Origin of the sequence: Amycolatopsis sp. lyj-108 (assembly GCF_046549005.1) — a bacterium.
In the GTDB taxonomy this organism is placed as follows: Bacteria; Actinomycetota; Actinomycetes; order Mycobacteriales; family Pseudonocardiaceae; genus Amycolatopsis.
Map to the genome: position 1 here is coordinate 158,429 of NZ_JAJPWQ010000004.1, position 16,437 is coordinate 174,865.

Here is a 16,437-nt window from a genome sequence, read left to right on the forward strand (position 1 = left end):
CCGGCGTGCCCTACGACCAGCAGCAGACGGCCGTCTTCGAGCCGGGCCGCGGCTACCTCGACGTCCCCGACAACGAACTAGCCGAACCTGCCCGCCGCCTCGGCGAACAGATGGCCACCTGACGCGCGTCGGTGTGGTTCGATGCCTCATGATTCCGACCGAAGCCGACCTTGCGGACGCGTTGACCACGGCAGCTCGTGCGGTTGTCACGGACCTGTTCCGCGACAGCCCCGGCCACACCTTCTACTACGTCACGCTGACCACGCCCGGCGAGGCATTCGGTCCGGCGCTGTCGGCGTGGTCGCGCGAGGCGCTGGCGCAGCGAGCGGACGCCGACGACGTCCGCTACTCCTACGCCGATTCGCCGTTTTCGATTGTGGGCGAGGAATACCTGAAGCCGGTCCGCGAGATGTTCGCCGCCCGGCCGGAGGTGTTCGACATCGCCGACGACGATGCGTCCGACGCGGAGTTCGATCTCCGGCTTCGTGCGATGGAGACAGCGCTGCGCAGGTTGGATGATGAAGGGCTGTTCGGTGTCGGTGTGGCTCGAGCGGACGTGCTGGTTTTGGTCGAGGTCGTTCCTGACGACGAGGAGAACGTGGCCCGGGCTCGTCGGCTCAACCCGCCTGGTCCGGCGTTGGACGCTTGGCTGGCCTACTGGGCGTCTGCCTGATCACCAGTGCGAATACCTGACACAGGATGTCGTGTATCCGGTGGAATGCTCGCGGTTCAAACCGGCGCTGTTCACCTACACGAAGGACGATCGAATTCAGATGGTGTCTCGACTCAACCCGTACATCAGGTACAACGGGAACGCACGGCAGGCGATGGAGTTCTACCGGGAGGTACTCGGCGGCAAGCTGGAGATCGGCACGATCGCGGATTTCGGTGCGCCGGGCTCACCCAACGCCGACAAGGTCATGCACGCGCAGCTCGACACCCCGCACGGATACACGCTGATGGCATGTGACGTTGATGGTCAGGTCGAGGACGTGCCTCACTCCCCTGGCAACAACGTCGCGGTCTACCTCGGTGGCGACGGCGAACTCCGTGGCCATTTCGAGAAGTTGTCCGTCGGCGGCACCGTGACCATGCCTCTGGAGAAACAGGTATGGGGTGACGAGGCCGGCGCGCTCGTGGACAAGTTCGGGATCACCTGGATGGTCAACATCAGTCTGCGGCAAACCTGATCGACAGGCATCCGGCGCTATTCCGCCTCGCGTGGCCCCAGTCGTCGGGTGATCCGGTCGAACAGCTCCCCTAACGGCTCGCCGAGGTCCCGGCCGAAGTCGGTCAGTCCGTAGGTGACCTGGGGTGGTGTCGTGGGTTCGACCTTTCGCCAGATCAGGCCGTCTTGAACGAGTGCGCGCAGGGATTGGGCGAGCATCTTCTCGCTGATCCCCCGGATGCTTTCGCGTAGCTCGTAGAACCTGAGGTCGTTGACCTGCAAGGAGATCAGTACCCAGATCCCCCATCGGCTGGTCACGTGGTCGACCACCTCGCGGGCCGGGCAGTCGGTGTGAAACACCTCATACCGCGGCTTGGTGTCGGCCGGTGTGAACTGCACGCCTCCTGTCATGGCAGGAGCTTACCTCAAGGTATGCCCTTACCAAAAGTAAGCCACTCTCCTAGCGTCGTGATCACAACAAGATCGAGCGAAGGAGCTGTTCATGATCGTGGTGACCGGGGCTACGGGAAACATCGGCCGTCCGTTGACTCAGGCGTTGGTCGAGGCGGGTCAGCAGGTGACGGCGGTGTCGCGGCATGCTGCCGAGGCTCCGCGGGGCGGGCGGCATGTGGTGGCGGACCTTGCCGAGCCTGCCGGGCTCGAGCAAGCGTTGGACGGGGCGAAGTCCTTGTTCCTGCTGCTTTCCGGCGACTTGCATGCCGCCGAGGCCAACCCTGCCGACATCGTCGGCCAGGCGGCGGCCGCCGGGGTTCGCAGGGTTGTTCTGCTCTCTTCGCAGGGTGTGGCGACCAGGCCGTTCGGTACGACGCGGATCGCGATGCGCGAACTGGAGGACGTGGTGCGGGGCTCCGGTTTGGACTGGGCGATCTTGCGGCCGGGTGGTTTCGCCTCCAACGCCTTGTGGTGGGCGGAGTCGGTCCGTTCGCATCAGGTGGTCGCCGCGCCGTTCGGTGACACGGGGCTGCCGATCATCGACCCGGCGGATATCGCGGAGGTCGCCGCCGCTTGTCTGGTGGATGACCGGCATCTCGGTGGCGTGTACGAATTGACCGGCCCGGAGGTGATCTCGCCGCGCGAGCAGGCGGAGGTCCTCGCCGGCGCCCTGGGCGAGCCGGTGCGGTTTCAGGAGCTCACCCGGGAGGAGGCCAAGGCGGGTATGGCCCGGAGCATGCCGGCGGAGCTCGCGGACGACACGCTGGACATCATCGGTTCGCCGAGTGCGGCCGAGCTGCGGGTGAGCCCGGATGTGCGACGGGTGCTCGGCCGTGATCCGCGGTCGTTCGCCGACTGGACCGCCCGGAACATCGCCGCGTTCCGCTGATGGCGTCGCGCTAAGGTCGTCCCCGGAAAGTCGAATCTGGGGGTTACCGCGATGTCCGAGAGCACCGCTGTGCGTGTCGATCCGTCCAACGAGCGGATGTTGAAGGCGTGGGACGGTGATGACGGCTCGCTCTGGGCGAAGCGCGCGCAGCGGTTCAACGATGGTGTCGCCGCTTATCGCGACACGTTCTTCGCCGCGGCCGGTATCGGGCCTGCTGACAACGTTCTCGACGTCGGCTGCGGTGCGGGTCAGACGACGCGGGACGCGGCGCGGCTGGCGACCGCCGGTTCCGCGCTGGGTGTGGACCTATCCAGCGAGATGCTCGGCGTCGCTCGTCGGCTCGCCGTGGAGGAAGGCCTTGTCAACGTCGCTTTCGAGCAGGTGGACGCGCAGGTCCATCCGTTCGCGGGGGCGGGTTTCGATGTGGTGATCAGCAGGCATGGATCGATGTTCTTCGGTTCTCCCCTGGCCGCGTTCTCGAATCTGGCGAGGGCGACCCGGTCTGGTGGCCGTCTGGTCCTGCTGACGTGGCAGCCGTTGCGGCTCAACGAATGGATCACCACGTTCCGGACGATCTTTGCGGCCGGGCGTGAGGTGCCGACCTCGGATCTCGCGCTCAGCGACCCCGTCGAGATCGGAGGGTTGCTGGCCTCCGCCGGGTACGCCGACGTGCGGTGCACCGCGGTGCACAAGCCGATGTACTTCGGTGAGGACGTCGACGACGCGGCCGAGTTCATCGTCGAGCAGCACGGCGGGCGGTTGAACGATCTGGACGAGACGACGCGCGCGGGAGCTGTCGAGGCGTTACGGGCCGATCTCGCCGAGCACCAGGCCGACCGAGGCGTTTTCTACGGCTCGGCGGCCTGGCTCGTCGAGGCCCGGCGGCCTTGACCTACTGCTTGCGGGCGATCAGGTAGGCCTGTGGGGTGCTCTCGAATTCCTCGGACGGTTCGCGGACGAGGGTGGAGAGCACGCTGAACCCGGCATCCCCCAGCTGTTCGGCGATCTTCTCCGGTGCCAGCCGGTACGCGTCACAGGAGATGTCATGCCCGTACGCGTGCTCGATGTGGCGGATTTCGTCGCCTACCTGGAAGGCGACCAGCAGATGGCCGCCGGTGGCGAGGATCCGGTGGAAGTCGGCGAAGATCTCCGGCAGGCGCTCCCGTGGTGTGTGGATGATCGAGTACCAGGCGACGACACCTGCCAGTGCACCGTCCTCAAAGGACAAACCAGGCATCTCCCCGGTCTGGAAGTCCAAGTGCGGGTACCACTTGCGGGCGACGGCGACCATCTCCGGCGAGAGGTCGACGCCGTGGATGTCGAGGCCCAGTTCGTGGAGGTACTGGGTGATGCGGCCGGGGCCGCAGCCGACCTCGGCGACGCGTCCGCCGCCGTCGGCCTTGACGAGTTCGGCGTACGCGCCGAGCATGGCGCGATCCCAGGTGGATCCGGCGAGGTGGTCGCGGAGGAGTTCGGCGTAGTCGGCCGCGACCGTGTCGTAGGCGGTGCGGGTGGTGTGGAGGTAGTCGGTCACGGCGGCGACCCTATCGCTTTGCCCCGACAACAATCGTCGCGTACAGCTCGTCGTCGGTGATCACCTCGGGGATCAATCCGTTGTGCGCCATGGCTTCCGCGGTGTTCGCGGCCTGACTTTCGCCGGTTTCGATCAGCAGGTGCCCGCCTGGTGCGAGCCATTGTGGAGCTTCGGCGGCGACGCGGCGGTGGACGTCGACGCCGTCGTGCCCGCCGTCGAGTGCGACGCGGGGTTCGTGGTCGCGGGCTTCGGGTGGCATCAAAGCGATGGCGTCGGTGGGGACGTACGGGGCGTTGACGACCAAGATGTCGACGCGACCTCGTAGCGACGCGGGCAGTGGTGTGTAGAGGTCGCCTTCGAAGACCTCTCCCCCGGCCTCGGCGATGTTGGCGCGGGCGCAGCGGACGGCGGCGGGTTCGATGTCGGCCGCGTAGAGATGGATTTCGCCGAGTTCGGCGGCGATGGCGGCGCCGAGTGCTCCGGTGCCGCAGCAGAGGTCGAGGACGACCGCTCCTGGTCCGGCGAGGGTGACGGCGTGGCGGACGAGGAGTTCCGATCGTTGGCGTGGCACGAAGACGCCGGGTTCGACGGCGATGCGGAGGCCGTGGAATCCGGCCCAGCCGAGGATGACTTCGAGTGGTTCGCCGTCGACGCGGCGTTGGACCATGGTGTCGAGTTCGGCCGGGGTGCGGGCTTCTTCGGTGAGGAGGCGGGCTTCGTCTTCGGCGAAGACGCATCCGGCTTTCCGAAGCTTGTCGATGACGGTCACTTGTCTCGCAGTCTGGTGAGGATGCCGTCGAGGGCGTGCCGGACGGTGTCGGGGACGCCGTTGGTGCGCAGGTCGGTGAGGAATTGCTCGTTGAGCCCGCCGGGGGTCATGTGTTTCCCGGTAAGGGTTTCGAGGTCGCCGCTCTGCTGGAGCAGGGAGTGGCCGAGCTGGCCGAAGATGTGGCTGGTGAAGGCGGTCGCCGTGGTGTCCTCGATGCCCTGGTCGGTCATCCAGGCGGCGATGGTGCCGAGGTAGTCGAGGTGAGCGGCGAAGGTGGCCGTGGCGCCGCTGAAGACGTCGAGGTCCTTCTCCGCCGAGGGGACGACACTGCCACCGATGCTGTCGAAGAGCGCCCGTGCCCGGGGGTTGTCGGGGTACATCGCGGTGAGGCTTTGGCGGCGGGCGGCCGGGGGCAGCGGGATGCTCCGGACGACTTCGCCCGCGGGGGCGGCCCAGTCGCGCAGCCGGTCGAGGGGGACGCCGGCGAGTGCGCTGATCAGGACGTGACCGGGCTGGAAGGTGAGGTCTCGGAGGACTTCTTCGGCGATCGGCGGGCGTACGGCGAGGACGATCGTGGTGGCGCTGTCGACGACGTCTTGGTTGCTGTCGCGGACTTCGACGTTGGCGAAGCGGGCCGAGAGTTCTTGGCCGACGCTGCGGCTGCGGGGTGAGAGGAAGATCGAAGGCGGGTCGGCGATGTCCTTGCTGAGGCCTTCGACGATCGCGGCGGTGATCTCGCCCGCGCCGATGAATCCGTAGTCCATGGTCAGGCTCCCTTGTGACCGTCGACGCGTTCGCGGATGAGGTCGGCGTGGCCGTTGTGGCGGGCGTACTCGCCGATCATGTGGACGTAGAGCATGCGGAGCGAGAACGGGTTCCCGCCGACGTCGAAGGTGTCGTCGAGGGATCCTCCGGCGGCGGCTTCGTCGGCCAGGCGGATCTCGTCGAGGAGGATGTCGTACGCCTCTTCGGCTTTGGCGGCGTCGAGGACTTCGAAGTCGTGGTCCTTGCCGAGGGCGGGGTCATAGAGGGGTTCGATGTCCTGTGCGGCGTAGCGCAGGCGGAACCAGATGCGTTCGACCTTGGCGAGGTGGCGGATGAGGCCGAGGAGGGTGAGGTTGGACGGCGGGACCGACGCCGTGGCGAGTTGTTCCCCGGTGAGGCCGGCGAGTTTGTGGAGGAAGGTGCCGCGGTGCCAGGCCAGCAGGGAGGGCAGGAGGACTCGCTCGTCGGCGGCGGTGTCGCCGGACGGGCGGGTGACCTCAGGGGCGGTCCATGTCATAGCGGCGATCATGCCATCGGGTGATGTGGGTTCGTGGTGCGCCTGCTGAGGTGAGCGGCGTCACGTGGAGGTCGCTGAATCCTTTTGCGGGGGTCGCGGCTCTTGTAGGGGCCGGGACAAGCTCGGCGCGGGAGGAGGTTGTCGTGGAGGCCGAGTGGCCGAGGGAGTCCTTGATCGTGGCGGCGCAGGGTGGGGACGAGTCCGCCATCGCCGCCTTGGTCTCGGGTTCCCATCCGCATGTGCAGCGTTTCGCGCGGTCGTTGTGTGCTTCGCCGGAGGATGCGGAGGATTCGGCGCAGGAGGCGCTGATCATCCTGTATCGCAAGATCGGCACGCTGCGGGCCACCGGTGCGCTCGCGTCGTGGATGTTCCGGATCGTGCGCAACGAGTGTCTCCGCCGGGCCCGCCGGGCGTTGCGCGGTGACGATCTGGCGGGTTCCGTCGCGGTGGTCTCGGCGGAGGACGACGCGTTGGATCGGCTGGAGGCGCAGCGGGTGGCCGCGGCGATCGCCGGGTTGCCCGCCGATCAGCGTCGCGTCCTGATCATGCGTGACATTCAGGGCCATCCGGGCCGGGCGGTCGCCGACGCGCTCGGGTTGAGCACGGCCGCGATGAAGTCCCGGCTGCACCGTGCGCGGGCGACGGTCCGTTCGGTTCTCGACAACCCCGTTTCCTGACCTTCTTTGAGGAGTTTTCATGCTCGAAATCGGTTCCGTGGCCCCTGACCTCGCCTTGGAGGACACCACCGGGCAGGTTGTCCGGCTTTCGGAGTTCCGCGGCAAGGAGAACGTGCTGCTGTACTTCATGCGCTCGACCACTTGCCCGGTCTGCAACAGCCATGTGAAGGATCTCGTGGGGCGGGCCGCCGACTTCGCGGCCGCCGATGTGCGTGTCTTGATCGCCGTCCCGGAGGGGCGGGAGGAGGCCAAGGCGTGGCGGACGAAGCGGGGGTTGTCGCTGCGGGTGGTCACCGGCCGGGGTGCCACACCGCATGAGGCCTTCGGGCTGTCGAAGAAGATGCTGCAGCAGTCGGGCAGCGTGCTGATCGACCGGGACGGCAAGGTTCGTCATGCACATGCGGCGACGATGCCCATCAGCGCTTATGACAAGAAGGGCATCGCCAAGGCCGTCGACGAGCTCGCCAAGGTGCATTGACTGAAGGTGTGAATCGGTGCTTCACTTCTTGAGTGCCGTATCGCCGTACACCGAAGGTCCAGGAGCGACTGGACGCCCAGCGCGACGCCGTCCTCGCCGCCGCCATGGAGCAGCTGGCCGAGCGTGGGTACGCGGGCTGCTCCGTGTCAGCGGTCGCGGAACGGGCGGGGGTGGCGGTCGGCAGCGTGTACCGCCACTTCCCCACCAAGGCCGCGCTGGTCGTGGAGTTGTTCCGCAAGGTCGTCACGCGTGAGGTCGAGGCGGTGCGCGCGGTGTCGGAGCGGCCGGGCACGCCCGCCGAGCGGGTCGTGGCGGTCTTCGACACCTTCGCGAGCCGGGCGTTGAAGACCCCGCGGATGGCGTACGCGCTGCTGGCCGAGCCCGTCGACGCGCCGATCGAGGCCGAGCGGCTGGTGTTCCGGCGCGCTTTCCGCGACATCGTGGCCCAGCACGTGGCCGATGGCGTCCGCTCCGGGGTGCTGCCCGCACAGGACGCGGAGGTCACCGCGGCGGCGCTCGTCGGGGCGGCCGCCGAGGTGCTGATCGGCCCGTTGACCACCGGCAGTGCGGACGAGGTGTCCGGGCTGCGCACTTTCGTCCTGCGTTCCTTGGGAGGTTCCGATGCCGAGCACTCATGAGGTCACCAATCAGGTGCCGCCGCTGGCGGAGTACGACGTCGCCGCCGATCCGGCCTTGCTGGAGGGGCTGGAGCGGGCGGACGCGGGCTGGGCGGTGGCCGAGGTACACGCCCTCGGCAGGCTGGCCGGGAGCGAGCAGGCGCAGGAGTGGGGCAGGCTGGTCAACGAGAACGAGCCGGTGCTGCGCACGCACGACCGGGTCGGGAACCGGATCGACGAGGTCGAGTTCCATCCCTACTGGCACGAGCTGATGGACGTCGCGGTGTCGCATGGGCTGCACGCGGCGCCGTGGCGGGATTCCCGGCCGGGCGCGCACGCGGCGCGGGCGGCGAAGATGTACGTCTGGGGTCAGGTCGACGCGGGGCACACGTGCCCGATTTCGATGACGTACGCGGCGGTTCCGGCATTGCGGTTCAATCCCGAGCTCTCCGAGCGGTACGAGCCGTTGCTGGCGGCGACGGAGTACGACTTCGGGCTGCGTGAGCCGAGCTCGAAGCGCGGGCTCATCGCCGGGATGTCGATGACGGAGAAACAGGGCGGCTCCGACGTCCGGGCGAACACCACCACGGCGCGGCCGCTCGGTGATGGCGGCTATGTGATCGTCGGGCACAAGTGGTTCACCTCGGCGCCGATGTCGGACATGTTCCTGACGCTGGCCCAGGCACCGGGTGGCCTGTCGTGCTTCCTGCTCCCCCGTGTCCTGCCGGACGGCACGCGCAACGGGATCCGGTTGCAGCGGCTGAAGGACAAGCTGGGCAACCGCTCCAACGCATCGTCGGAGATCGAGTACGACGACGCGATCGGCTGGCTCGTCGGCGAGGAGGGCCGCGGGGTGCGCACCATCATCGAGATGGTGAACAACACCCGGCTCGACTGCGCCGTCGGGAGCGCGTCGGGGATGCGATATGGCGCCGTGCGGGCCGTCCACCACGCTCGGCATCGCCACGCTTTCGGGGCGAATCTGGTGGACCAGCCGCTGATGGGCAACGTGCTGGCGGACCTGATCGTGGAGTCCGAGGCGGCGACGACGGTCGGGATGCGGCTGGCGTCGGCCACCGACCGGCCCGACGACGAGCACGAACAGGCGTTCCGCCGGCTGGGGCTGGCGGTGACGAAGTACTGGGTGTGCAAACGCGGTCCGTCGCACGCGGTGGAGGCGTTGGAATGCCTGGGCGGGAACGGGTACGTCGAGGAATCGGGGATGCCGCGGCTCTACCGCGAGGCTCCGCTCATGTCGATCTGGGAGGGTTCGGGCAACGTCGCGGCGCTGGACACGTTGCGGGCGATGGCGAAGCAGCCGGAGTCGGTGGCGGCGTACTTCGCGGAGGTCGAGCAGGCGTCCGGCGCCGACGCGCGGCTGGACGACGCGGTGGGCAGGCTGCGCAAGGAACTGTCCGACCTGTCGGACATCGAGTACCGGGCGCGGCGGCTGGTCGAGTCGATGGCGTTGATCCTTCAGGGGTCGCTGCTGGTGCGGCACGGGACGCCGGCGGTGGCCGACGCGTTCTGCGCGTCGCGGCTGGGCGGTGACTGGGGTGTCGCGTTCGGGACGCTTCCGTCCGGTGTGGACACCAAGGCGATCATCGCCCGCGCCGAGGTCTGAGCGGCTGAGAGCGGAGAGGTCCGTGAGGGCCTCCTTCCCTACCCTGACGGTAGGGCCAGTCGAAGCCCGCCCGAGGTACATGAAGGACCCCTTCCTTGCGCTAGGCGCAGTGAAGGGGTCCTTCATGTACTGGGGAAGGTGTGAAGATCGAGTTTCCTCGGCTGAGCCGAGGGAAGGGCCTTCACGGACCGGCCTGGCATCAACCGCAGCCGGAGCCTTCACTGCTCGCCGAGGTTCCGGACTCTCGGTGCCCGCATGACCACGTGCTGCGCCGGTCCGGTCGGTTCCGCCGGTCGGACCGGCGCCGAGCACTGCGAACAGCCGCAGGATTGCGGAATTCGGGTGCATCCATACGCTCGCACGTCGGCTACGTTCGCAGGTCATGGTCGATCGCCGAAGATGCCTGTTCCTGGTCCCCGTGGTGCTGCTCGCCTCCGGTTGCGCGACGGCCGAGCCGACGCCGATCTTCGCCGCGGCGAGTTCGAATCCTCCCGCCGGGAGCGGGCCGGTGATGGAGGCGGCGGCTCCGTCCGGCACGCCGTTCGTCGCAGCGGACGGGCGGGATCTGAAGGCCTGCTCCGACGGGGAGTGCGAGGTCCTGGTGCGGACCGGTGACCAGATCCCCAACGACGGCGGCGCCGGTCCGCTTTCGGTCGCGGTCCAGGCCGGAAAGGTGGGTCTAGCCCCCGCCTCCGGCGGGATGGGCGGGGCGGTGTCCGGACCCCCGGGGATGGTCCATCAGATCAACCGGCAGGTGATCGCCGTCGTCGCGGTGCAGGGTGGCGAGGGGATCATCCGGCTCAGCAAGAGGTGACGGGCTCTTCGAGCGCGCGACGAAGGGCGACCGCACGCGCGGCATCGTGATGTTCGACGACGGTCAGATAGTGCCGAACCAGGACCTGCCGAGACCGTTCGAGTTCCGTCAAGCCGACCGACGTCGCCCGGCCGGCACTCAACGCCTCCAGCGCGTGAGCGGGCAAGCGGTCGACCTCCCGGCCATGCCAGGGAGTCAAGCCGTACCGCAGGCACAGCAAGGTGATGATCTGGTCGCGAAGCTCGTCGAGCATCATGACGGCCTGCCATGATCGCCCGCGGGCGATCGCCGAGCGGGCGTGGATCGCATAGAGCCAGGCCATACCGATCGCCTGCGCACTGCTGGGACCTGACGAGCTCGTCGGGTCGTTGGCCCGGCCGAAGACGAGCCGGAAGCCGTCCTCCGTGGCGCGGAACTGATCGCGGGGCCAGAACGACAGGTCCACCTGGAGCGACGAGTCGAGCAGGAACACCCGATAGCGCACGCCCTCGCGCGAGATCACGTCGAGAGTGTCGGCGACCCCGAACCTGTCGTCGAGCAATCGAGTCCACCGCGCGACGACCGCGGGCTCGTCCACGTCGTCGGTGAGCTGGAGGACGAGATCGAGGTCCGACCAGCGGTCCTCGACGCCGCGAGCAGTCGATCCGACAAGCGCGGCGCCGACGATGTCCACGTCACGGTGGGCCGCGGCGATCAGTTCGTCACGCACTCGGGCGCGTTCCTCGACGTCGAACATCAATCTCCCTGTACCTACTAGTATGTACGGCATGCATGCGATGCAGTACGAAATCACCCTCCCAGCCGACTACGACATGGGCATCATCCACGAGCGCGTCGCCACGCGCGGGCATCTGCTGGACGACTTCGGCGGTCTCGGGCTGAAGGTCTACGGGATCCGTGAACGCGGCGTCGACGGCTCGACGCTGAACCAGTACTCGCCGTTCTACCTGTGGCACGACGAGGCCGGGATGAACGCGTTCCTGTTCGGCGGCCCGTTCAGCGGCATCGTCGAATCGTTCGGGCGTCCCGCCGTGCAGCACTGGACCGTGCTCGGCTTCGAGGAAGGGCCCGCGTTCGGCACTCCTCCGGTCGCGGCGGGAAAGGACGTCGTGACGATCCCCGCGGAGACCGACCCGGTCGCCTTCCTCGGCGAAGCTCTCGATGGGCTTCGCGAGCATCTACGACAGGACGGCGCGCATTCGGGCGCGCTCGCCGTCGATCCGCGAACCTGGCAGGTGGTCCGCTACAGCCTGTGGGCCGGCGAGGCTCCGGAGTCGGACGAGGTCCGGTACCGGATCCTCCACCTGTCCTCGCCGCAGCTGGCCGAGCTGCGGCGAGGACGGCAGTGGGATCAGCCGAGCAGTGCGGCGAACAACGCGCCCGGATCGGCTTCGGGCGGCCCGGCGGGCCACTGATCCCGGTACGGGTACCAGAGCCCGTCCTTGCCCAGCCGCACCTGCACCCCGGTCCCGTGGACGGTGCAGTGGTTGCGTTCGACGTCCAGGCCCTGGCCGGGATCGTCCACCACCTCGGTGAACGCGGCCCGCGCGCGGCCCATCGCCTGCGACGGCGGTGTCCACGCGGTCTCCAGCACCTCGAGCCCGGCCCGGCCGCCGTGCCGCCAGGCGAGCACCGCGCGGTCGAAGTCCGCACCGTTCTCGGCCGGGCGCAGCCTGTCGGCGACCTCCGGACGAGTGGCGGCGAGGCGGACGGCGTCCTGTTTGCGGGTGAGCTTCGGCTGTGACGTCAGCAGCGCACCAGCCGCCTGTCCCGCGTTGGCGACCAGCAAGGCGAAGGTCTCCGACGGGATATCGGGCGCGCCGGGCACGGTCGGGCCTCCGGCGGGAACGAACGCGGCGAGGTCCGGCAACGGTCCCGGCTCGTCGGCGTAGGCCTGCTCGGCCGGGACGCCGTCGTCCCCGGTTCGCACGAACCGGGGAGCGTTGCGCCGCTGGAGCTCGTCGAGCAGTTCCCGCTCCCCCTTGCCGCGCATCAGCAGCAGCACGAAGGGATCCGCGTCGAGCAGCCACGATGCCTGGAACGACAGCGCCGCGGCATGGCGGCACGGCAGCTCCCAGCCGGGGCAGTCGCAGTCCGGGTCCAGGTCGCCGATGCCGGGCAGGAGATGCACCCCGGCGTCGTCGGCGGCCTCGACGAGGTCGTGCGGCATGTCCCGGTCCAGCAGCGCGGCGAGATGCCCGGCACGGGAGGCGACCCGGTCGAGGAACCGGTCCCATTCGTCCTCGGTCAGTTCCGCGAGGCGGACCTCGGTGCGGTACTGGCCTTCCTGGTCGTCGACCACGGCGGCGATCCGGCCGGGGCTGACCGTGATCGGGCCGACCCGGCCCCCCGCGGCGTACTTGCGACCTTGTTTGAGCTGCCGCAGGTCCAGCGCGGTGTCCTCCATCGCGTTGATCCACGCGCGGCCCCACCACGAGCGGGCGAACTGGCCGTGGCCGCCCTGCCGCCCGAAGGCGGGGAAGCCGCGGACGCGATCGTCGGGCGTACTCATCGGCGACTCCTCAACTCGACCAGATCGGCCAGTTCCGCGTCGGTCAATTCGGTCAGGGCGGCCTCGCCGCCGGCGAGCACCGCGTCGGCGAGCGCGCGTTTCTCCCGCAGCATCGCCGCGATCCGGTCCTCGACCGTGCCCTCGGCGATGAGCCGGTGCACCTGCACCGGCCTGGTCTGCCCGATCCGGTACGCGCGGTCGGTCGCCTGATCCTCCACCGCGGGATTCCACCAGCGGTCGTAGTGCACGACGTGATCGGCGCGGGTGAGGTTGAGCCCGGTCCCCGCAGCCTTGAGCGACAGCAGGAACACTGGCACCTCACCGGCCTGGAACCGGCGCACGAGATCCTCGCGTTTGGGCACCGGTGTGCCGCCGTGCAGCAGCTGCGTGCCGATCCCGCGCTGCGCGAGATGACGTTCCAGCAGCCGCGCCATCGCCACGTACTGCGTGAACACCAGCACCGCGCCGTCCTCGGCGAGGATCGTGCCCAGCAGTTCGTCGAGCAGTTCGAGCTTGCCCGACCGGCCGTCCAGCACCGCGTCGGACGGTTCCTTGAGGTACTGCGCGGGGTGGTTGCAGATCTGCTTGAGCCCGGTGAGCAGCTTGACGATCCGGCCGCGGCGCGCGATGCCCTCGCTGCCGGCGATGTCGGCCATCAGTTCGCGCACCGTCGCCTCGTACAGGGCCGCCTGCTCGGCCGTGAGCGTCACCGGCCGGTCGGTCTCGGTCTTGGCAGGCAGCTCCGGCGCGATCCCCGGATCGGATTTGCGGCGACGCAACAGGAACGGGCGGACCAGCCGGGACAGCCGCTCCGCGGCCTCGGGGTCCTTTCCGGACTCGACCGGTTTCGCCCACACACGGCGGAAATCGGCCATGGTGCCGAGCAGCCCCGGCGTCGTCCAGTCCAGGATCGCCCACAGTTCGGAGAGGTTGTTCTCCACCGGTGTGCCCGTCAGCGCCACCCGCGCCGACGACGTCAGCGTCCGCAACGCCTTCGCCGTGCCGGAGCGGTGATTCTTGACGTGCTGGGCCTCGTCGGCGACCAGCAATCCCCACTGGACACCGCCAAGGGGTTCCGGGTCGACGCGCAGGGTGCCGTAGGTCGTGAGCACGAAGCCGTTCCCGAGTTCGTCGAGCGAGCGTTCGGTGCCGTGGAACCGGCGCACCGGGACGCCGGGGGCGAACCGGGTGATCTCGCGTTCCCAGTTCCCCAGCAGCGAGGCCGGGCAGACGACCAGCGTCGGGCCGTCCGCGCGATGCAGGTGGAGCGAGATCAGCGTGATCGTCTTGCCGAGCCCCATGTCGTCGGCGAGACAGCCGCCGAGCCCGATCGACGTCATCGCGGTGAGCCACTGCAGGCCGCGCATCTGGTAGTCGCGCAAAGTCGCGGCCAGGCCTCGCGGCGGTGCCTGCGGTTCGGGCGGCGCGAGCAGCCGCTCCCGCAACGCGGCGAGCCAGCCGTCGGTGAGGACGTCCACGCGTTCACCGTCGACCTCGGCCGTCCCGCTCAAGGCGGCGCCGAGCGCGTCGATCGGTGTCAGCGGTTTCAGGGCACGCTCCCGTGCCTTCGCCGCCAGCGCCGGATCGACCAGCACCCACTGATCACGCAGCCGCACGACGGGACGGTGTGCCTCGGCCAGCGCGTCCATCTCGGCCGCGGTGAGCAGCGCGCCACCGAGCGCGAGCTGCCAGTCGAACTGCAGCAGCGTTCCCCCGGCGAAGAAGGACGGCAGGTCGTCCGGCGGCGCGGCACCGCCGCCGACGACGGCCTTCGCGCTCAGATCGCGGACGAGACCGGCGGGCCAGTGCACCTCGATACCCGCCGTGGCCAGCAGGGGCGCGGCCGTGGTGAGCAGTTCGGTGATGTCGGTGTCGCCGAGCACGACCTCATCGGGCACCGCGGCGCCGAGCAGGGGTTCCAGCGGTGGCCACAGTTGCGCGGCGCGGCGCAGAGTCAGCATGACGTCGATCCGCGCCCGCGGACCGAACCGGTCGTCACCCGACCAGAGCGCGGCGGCGTCGATCAGGACGCCGGGGTCGGCGAGGCTGTGCACCTGGACGACCCCGCTGAAGCGGCCGGTCGTGAAGTCGTCGCCCGGTGCCTCGATCCGCACCGAGACCCGGACCCCGGAGTCCAGCCCGGCCGCGACCTCGGCCGCCCAGTCCCGCAGCTGCGGGAGACGGTGCGAGGGTGCGGCGGCGAACGCCTTGACGCCCGCCGCCTGCGCGGCCGCGGCCGTGCGGGGAAGGGTGTCGGCCACGGCGTCGAGGAACGCGCGCAGCAACGGATACCGCGCGGGGAGCAGATTTCCCTCGCCCGGGATCGCTCGTGCCCGCGCCGGCATCGCTTCGGACAGCTCGCGCAGCCAGGCGGCGTCGGCGGGTTCCAGCGGGCCCGCGCGCCAGGCGTCCACATCGGACTCCGTGAGCCCGGGAAGCAGCCTGCCTGCCTCGGCGAGCTTCAACGCCGCCGTGGCCGCTGTGCTCCAAAAGCGCGCGGAGGGATCGTCGCTCTCACGAAGCCGCAGCAGCGCGGGGAGCGCCTCGGCCATCGGGAGCCGAACGCACGGCACCGTGACGATCTCGGGGAGGGCGACTGTCACCTCCCCTGCCCCCGACATGTTCCCATCGGCGTTCCAGAAGACGAATCCGCTGGTCCGAGGGGGATTCTTCGGTTCGAAAACAACACTGCCGAAACCGTCGTGAGACGCCACTCAACCCCAATCTCTGTACGGTGTACAGTTCAGGATAACACAACTCTGTACACCGTAGAGAGAACGTGATGACAGACGCGGACCACACCGGCACGGGCGATCCACGGCGGACCATCGAACTGCTCTGGGGTGTGCGCGAGAAGCCCCGTCGCGGCCCCAAACCGAAGCTCACCGTCGACGAGATCGTCACCACCGCGATCGAACTCGCCGACACCGAGGGCATCACCGCGCTCTCGGTACGCCGGGGCGCGGAGAGGCTCGGCGTCTCCCCCATGACGATCTACACCTACATCCCCGGCCGCGCCGAACTGCTCGACCTGATGATCGACCGGGTCCACGGCGAACTGACCGATCCGCCGGAGAGCCACGACTGGCGGGTCACGATGACGATCCTCGCCGAGGACGCCTGGGAGCTGTACCACCGGCATCCGTGGATGCTCCAGCTCACCACCGGCCGTCTCCCCCTCGGCCCGCACACCTTCGCCAAACACGAACGCGAACTGAAGGCCGTCGACGCGATCGGGCTCACCGACCTGGAGATGGACGCCGTGGTGGCGATGGTCAACGGATTCGTCCAGGGCATCGCGCGCGGCTCGGTCGAATCGGCGAGTCTCGTACGGCGATCCGGGCTGACCGACATGGAGTGGTGGACGGCCAGCGCGCCCGTACTGGCGGAGATCCCCGAAGCCGACGCCGGGCTGTTCCCGCTCGCGGCGCGGATCGGGCAGGCGGCCGGGGAGACACACGGTGCGGCGAGCGCGCCGCTGCACACCTTCCGGTTCGGGCTGGCGCGGATCTTGGACGGGGTCGAGCAGCTGGTGAACGGCGGCTCCGGCACCTCAGGGACCGAACTGCCGTCCTGAGCGCGTGAAGGTCACTCCCTCGGCTCGGACCTGCCGGGCCGAG

General features: G+C 69.1%; 19 protein-coding genes. 11 read left to right on the top strand and 8 right to left on the bottom strand.

Annotated elements, in window-relative coordinates; translation table 11 throughout:
* The first annotated feature begins 148 nt into the window (after nucleotides 1–148).
* Together ACLJO0_RS16715 and ACLJO0_RS16720 are read left to right on the top strand one after the other, a co-directional pair.
* Nucleotides 149–673 (top strand): DUF4303 domain-containing protein, encoded by a 525-nt coding sequence (locus ACLJO0_RS16715; RefSeq protein WP_410579427.1) that lies wholly within the window; start codon nucleotides 149–151, stop codon nucleotides 671–673.
* Between the two features lie 100 nt (nucleotides 674–773).
* Nucleotides 774–1,190: a VOC family protein gene (locus tag ACLJO0_RS16720; protein WP_410579881.1), complete on the top strand. Its 417-nt coding sequence runs from the start codon at nucleotides 774–776 to the stop codon at nucleotides 1,188–1,190.
* Between the two features lie 17 nt (nucleotides 1,191–1,207).
* On the opposite strand, the gene ACLJO0_RS16725 is transcribed toward ACLJO0_RS16720, so the two are convergent.
* Nucleotides 1,208–1,579: a winged helix-turn-helix transcriptional regulator gene (locus tag ACLJO0_RS16725; RefSeq protein ID WP_410579428.1), complete on the bottom strand. Its 372-nt coding sequence runs from the start codon at nucleotides 1,577–1,579 to the stop codon at nucleotides 1,208–1,210.
* A 91-nt stretch (nucleotides 1,580–1,670) separates the two neighbouring features.
* Here ACLJO0_RS16725 and ACLJO0_RS16730 point away from each other — a divergent pair, with 91 nt between their 5' ends.
* Together ACLJO0_RS16730 and ACLJO0_RS16735 are read left to right on the top strand one after the other, a co-directional pair.
* Complete coding sequence (locus ACLJO0_RS16730) at nucleotides 1,671–2,510, top strand: NAD(P)H-binding protein (RefSeq protein WP_410579429.1); 840 nt, start codon at nucleotides 1,671–1,673, stop codon at nucleotides 2,508–2,510.
* Between the two features lie 51 nt (nucleotides 2,511–2,561).
* A complete protein-coding gene (locus ACLJO0_RS16735; protein WP_410579430.1) occupies nucleotides 2,562–3,401 on the top strand; it encodes a class I SAM-dependent methyltransferase in 840 nt (279 codons plus the stop codon).
* A 1-nt stretch (nucleotide 3,402) separates the two neighbouring features.
* On the opposite strand, the gene ACLJO0_RS16740 is transcribed toward ACLJO0_RS16735, so the two are convergent.
* The 4 genes from ACLJO0_RS16740 to ACLJO0_RS16755 are packed head-to-tail and all read right to left on the bottom strand — an operon-like array spanning nucleotide 3,403 to nucleotide 6,095.
* The gene (locus tag ACLJO0_RS16740; RefSeq protein WP_410579431.1) at nucleotides 3,403–4,044 is read right to left on the bottom strand and encodes a class I SAM-dependent DNA methyltransferase; all 642 of its coding nucleotides are present in this window, start codon (nucleotides 4,042–4,044) and stop codon (nucleotides 3,403–3,405) included.
* Between the two features lie 10 nt (nucleotides 4,045–4,054).
* Entirely contained in the window at nucleotides 4,055–4,813 is a 759-nt protein-coding gene (locus ACLJO0_RS16745) for a putative protein N(5)-glutamine methyltransferase (RefSeq protein ID WP_410579432.1), read from the bottom strand.
* Nucleotides 4,810–5,577, bottom strand: a complete 768-nt coding sequence (locus ACLJO0_RS16750; RefSeq protein ID WP_410579433.1) for an NAD(P)-binding domain-containing protein — start codon at nucleotides 5,575–5,577, stop codon at nucleotides 4,810–4,812. Before ACLJO0_RS16750 ends, ACLJO0_RS16745 begins: the two co-directional genes overlap by 4 nt.
* A gap of 2 nt (nucleotides 5,578–5,579) precedes the next feature.
* Nucleotides 5,580–6,095, bottom strand: a complete 516-nt coding sequence (locus ACLJO0_RS16755; protein WP_410579434.1) for a DinB family protein — start codon at nucleotides 6,093–6,095, stop codon at nucleotides 5,580–5,582.
* Between the two features lie 143 nt (nucleotides 6,096–6,238).
* On the opposite strand from ACLJO0_RS16755, the gene ACLJO0_RS16760 reads away from it, so the two are divergent.
* The 5 genes from ACLJO0_RS16760 (at nucleotide 6,239) to ACLJO0_RS16780 (ending at nucleotide 10,305) form a co-directional block, all read left to right on the top strand.
* On the top strand, nucleotides 6,239–6,772 hold the full coding sequence (locus tag ACLJO0_RS16760) for an RNA polymerase sigma factor (protein ID WP_410579435.1): 534 nt from the start codon (nucleotides 6,239–6,241) through the stop codon (nucleotides 6,770–6,772).
* Between the two features lie 19 nt (nucleotides 6,773–6,791).
* Entirely contained in the window at nucleotides 6,792–7,250 is a 459-nt protein-coding gene (locus ACLJO0_RS16765; RefSeq protein WP_410579436.1) for a peroxiredoxin family protein, read from the top strand.
* A 32-nt stretch (nucleotides 7,251–7,282) separates the two neighbouring features.
* Nucleotides 7,283–7,888 (top strand): TetR/AcrR family transcriptional regulator, encoded by a 606-nt coding sequence (locus ACLJO0_RS16770; RefSeq protein WP_410579437.1) that lies wholly within the window; start codon nucleotides 7,283–7,285, stop codon nucleotides 7,886–7,888.
* Nucleotides 7,872–9,491: an acyl-CoA dehydrogenase family protein gene (locus ACLJO0_RS16775; RefSeq protein WP_410579438.1), complete on the top strand. Its 1,620-nt coding sequence runs from the start codon at nucleotides 7,872–7,874 to the stop codon at nucleotides 9,489–9,491. The genes ACLJO0_RS16770 and ACLJO0_RS16775 overlap by 17 nt, the downstream gene beginning before the upstream one ends.
* A 382-nt stretch (nucleotides 9,492–9,873) precedes the next feature.
* Nucleotides 9,874–10,305 (top strand): hypothetical protein, encoded by a 432-nt coding sequence (locus tag ACLJO0_RS16780; protein ID WP_410579439.1) that lies wholly within the window; start codon nucleotides 9,874–9,876, stop codon nucleotides 10,303–10,305.
* Here ACLJO0_RS16780 and ACLJO0_RS16785 read toward each other — a convergent pair.
* The gene (locus ACLJO0_RS16785) at nucleotides 10,292–11,041 is read right to left on the bottom strand and encodes a nucleotidyltransferase domain-containing protein (RefSeq protein ID WP_410579440.1); all 750 of its coding nucleotides are present in this window, start codon (nucleotides 11,039–11,041) and stop codon (nucleotides 10,292–10,294) included. The two genes, ACLJO0_RS16780 and ACLJO0_RS16785, sit on opposite strands and share 14 nt — an antisense overlap.
* 31 nt (nucleotides 11,042–11,072) lie before the next feature.
* On the opposite strand from ACLJO0_RS16785, the gene ACLJO0_RS16790 reads away from it, so the two are divergent.
* Nucleotides 11,073–11,720, top strand: a complete 648-nt coding sequence (locus ACLJO0_RS16790; protein ID WP_410579441.1) for a DUF4865 family protein — start codon at nucleotides 11,073–11,075, stop codon at nucleotides 11,718–11,720.
* Here ACLJO0_RS16790 and ACLJO0_RS16795 read toward each other — a convergent pair.
* Entirely contained in the window at nucleotides 11,657–12,817 is a 1,161-nt protein-coding gene (locus ACLJO0_RS16795; RefSeq protein ID WP_410579442.1) for an SWIM zinc finger family protein, read from the bottom strand. The genes ACLJO0_RS16790 and ACLJO0_RS16795 overlap by 64 nt on opposite strands.
* Complete coding sequence (locus tag ACLJO0_RS16800) at nucleotides 12,814–15,531, bottom strand: DEAD/DEAH box helicase (protein ID WP_410579443.1); 2,718 nt, start codon at nucleotides 15,529–15,531, stop codon at nucleotides 12,814–12,816. Before ACLJO0_RS16800 ends, ACLJO0_RS16795 begins: the two co-directional genes overlap by 4 nt.
* Nucleotides 15,532–15,599: 68 nt before the next feature.
* Between ACLJO0_RS16800 and ACLJO0_RS16805 the strand changes: the two genes are divergently transcribed.
* Nucleotides 15,600–16,394 carry a TetR/AcrR family transcriptional regulator gene (locus ACLJO0_RS16805; protein WP_410579444.1) on the top strand — a complete coding sequence of 265 codons (795 nt, stop codon included), beginning with the start codon at nucleotides 15,600–15,602 and terminating at the stop codon, nucleotides 16,392–16,394.
* Nucleotides 16,395–16,437: the final 43 nt, after the last annotated feature.

What these genes read in the sequence shown, in the direction of transcription:
- ACLJO0_RS16715 (WP_410579427.1), top strand. Translation starts at nt 149, where the DNA reads ATGATTCCGACCGAAGCCGACCTTGCGGACGCGTTGACCACGGCAGCT.
- ACLJO0_RS16720 (WP_410579881.1), top strand. Translation starts at nt 774, where the DNA reads ATGGTGTCTCGACTCAACCCGTACATCAGGTACAACGGGAACGCACGG.
- ACLJO0_RS16725 (WP_410579428.1), bottom strand. Translation starts at nt 1,579, where the DNA reads ATGACAGGAGGCGTGCAGTTCACACCGGCCGACACCAAGCCGCGGTAT.
- ACLJO0_RS16730 (WP_410579429.1), top strand. Translation starts at nt 1,671, where the DNA reads ATGATCGTGGTGACCGGGGCTACGGGAAACATCGGCCGTCCGTTGACT.
- ACLJO0_RS16735 (WP_410579430.1), top strand. Translation starts at nt 2,562, where the DNA reads ATGTCCGAGAGCACCGCTGTGCGTGTCGATCCGTCCAACGAGCGGATG.
- ACLJO0_RS16750 (WP_410579433.1), bottom strand. Translation starts at nt 5,577, where the DNA reads ATGGACTACGGATTCATCGGCGCGGGCGAGATCACCGCCGCGATCGTC.
- ACLJO0_RS16755 (WP_410579434.1), bottom strand. Translation starts at nt 6,095, where the DNA reads ATGACATGGACCGCCCCTGAGGTCACCCGCCCGTCCGGCGACACCGCC.
- ACLJO0_RS16765 (WP_410579436.1), top strand. Translation starts at nt 6,792, where the DNA reads ATGCTCGAAATCGGTTCCGTGGCCCCTGACCTCGCCTTGGAGGACACC.
- ACLJO0_RS16775 (WP_410579438.1), top strand. Translation starts at nt 7,872, where the DNA reads ATGCCGAGCACTCATGAGGTCACCAATCAGGTGCCGCCGCTGGCGGAG.
- ACLJO0_RS16780 (WP_410579439.1), top strand. Translation starts at nt 9,874, where the DNA reads ATGGTCGATCGCCGAAGATGCCTGTTCCTGGTCCCCGTGGTGCTGCTC.
- ACLJO0_RS16785 (WP_410579440.1), bottom strand. Translation starts at nt 11,041, where the DNA reads ATGTTCGACGTCGAGGAACGCGCCCGAGTGCGTGACGAACTGATCGCC.
- ACLJO0_RS16790 (WP_410579441.1), top strand. Translation starts at nt 11,073, where the DNA reads ATGCATGCGATGCAGTACGAAATCACCCTCCCAGCCGACTACGACATG.
- ACLJO0_RS16795 (WP_410579442.1), bottom strand. Translation starts at nt 12,817, where the DNA reads ATGAGTACGCCCGACGATCGCGTCCGCGGCTTCCCCGCCTTCGGGCGG.
- ACLJO0_RS16805 (WP_410579444.1), top strand. Translation starts at nt 15,600, where the DNA reads ATGACAGACGCGGACCACACCGGCACGGGCGATCCACGGCGGACCATC.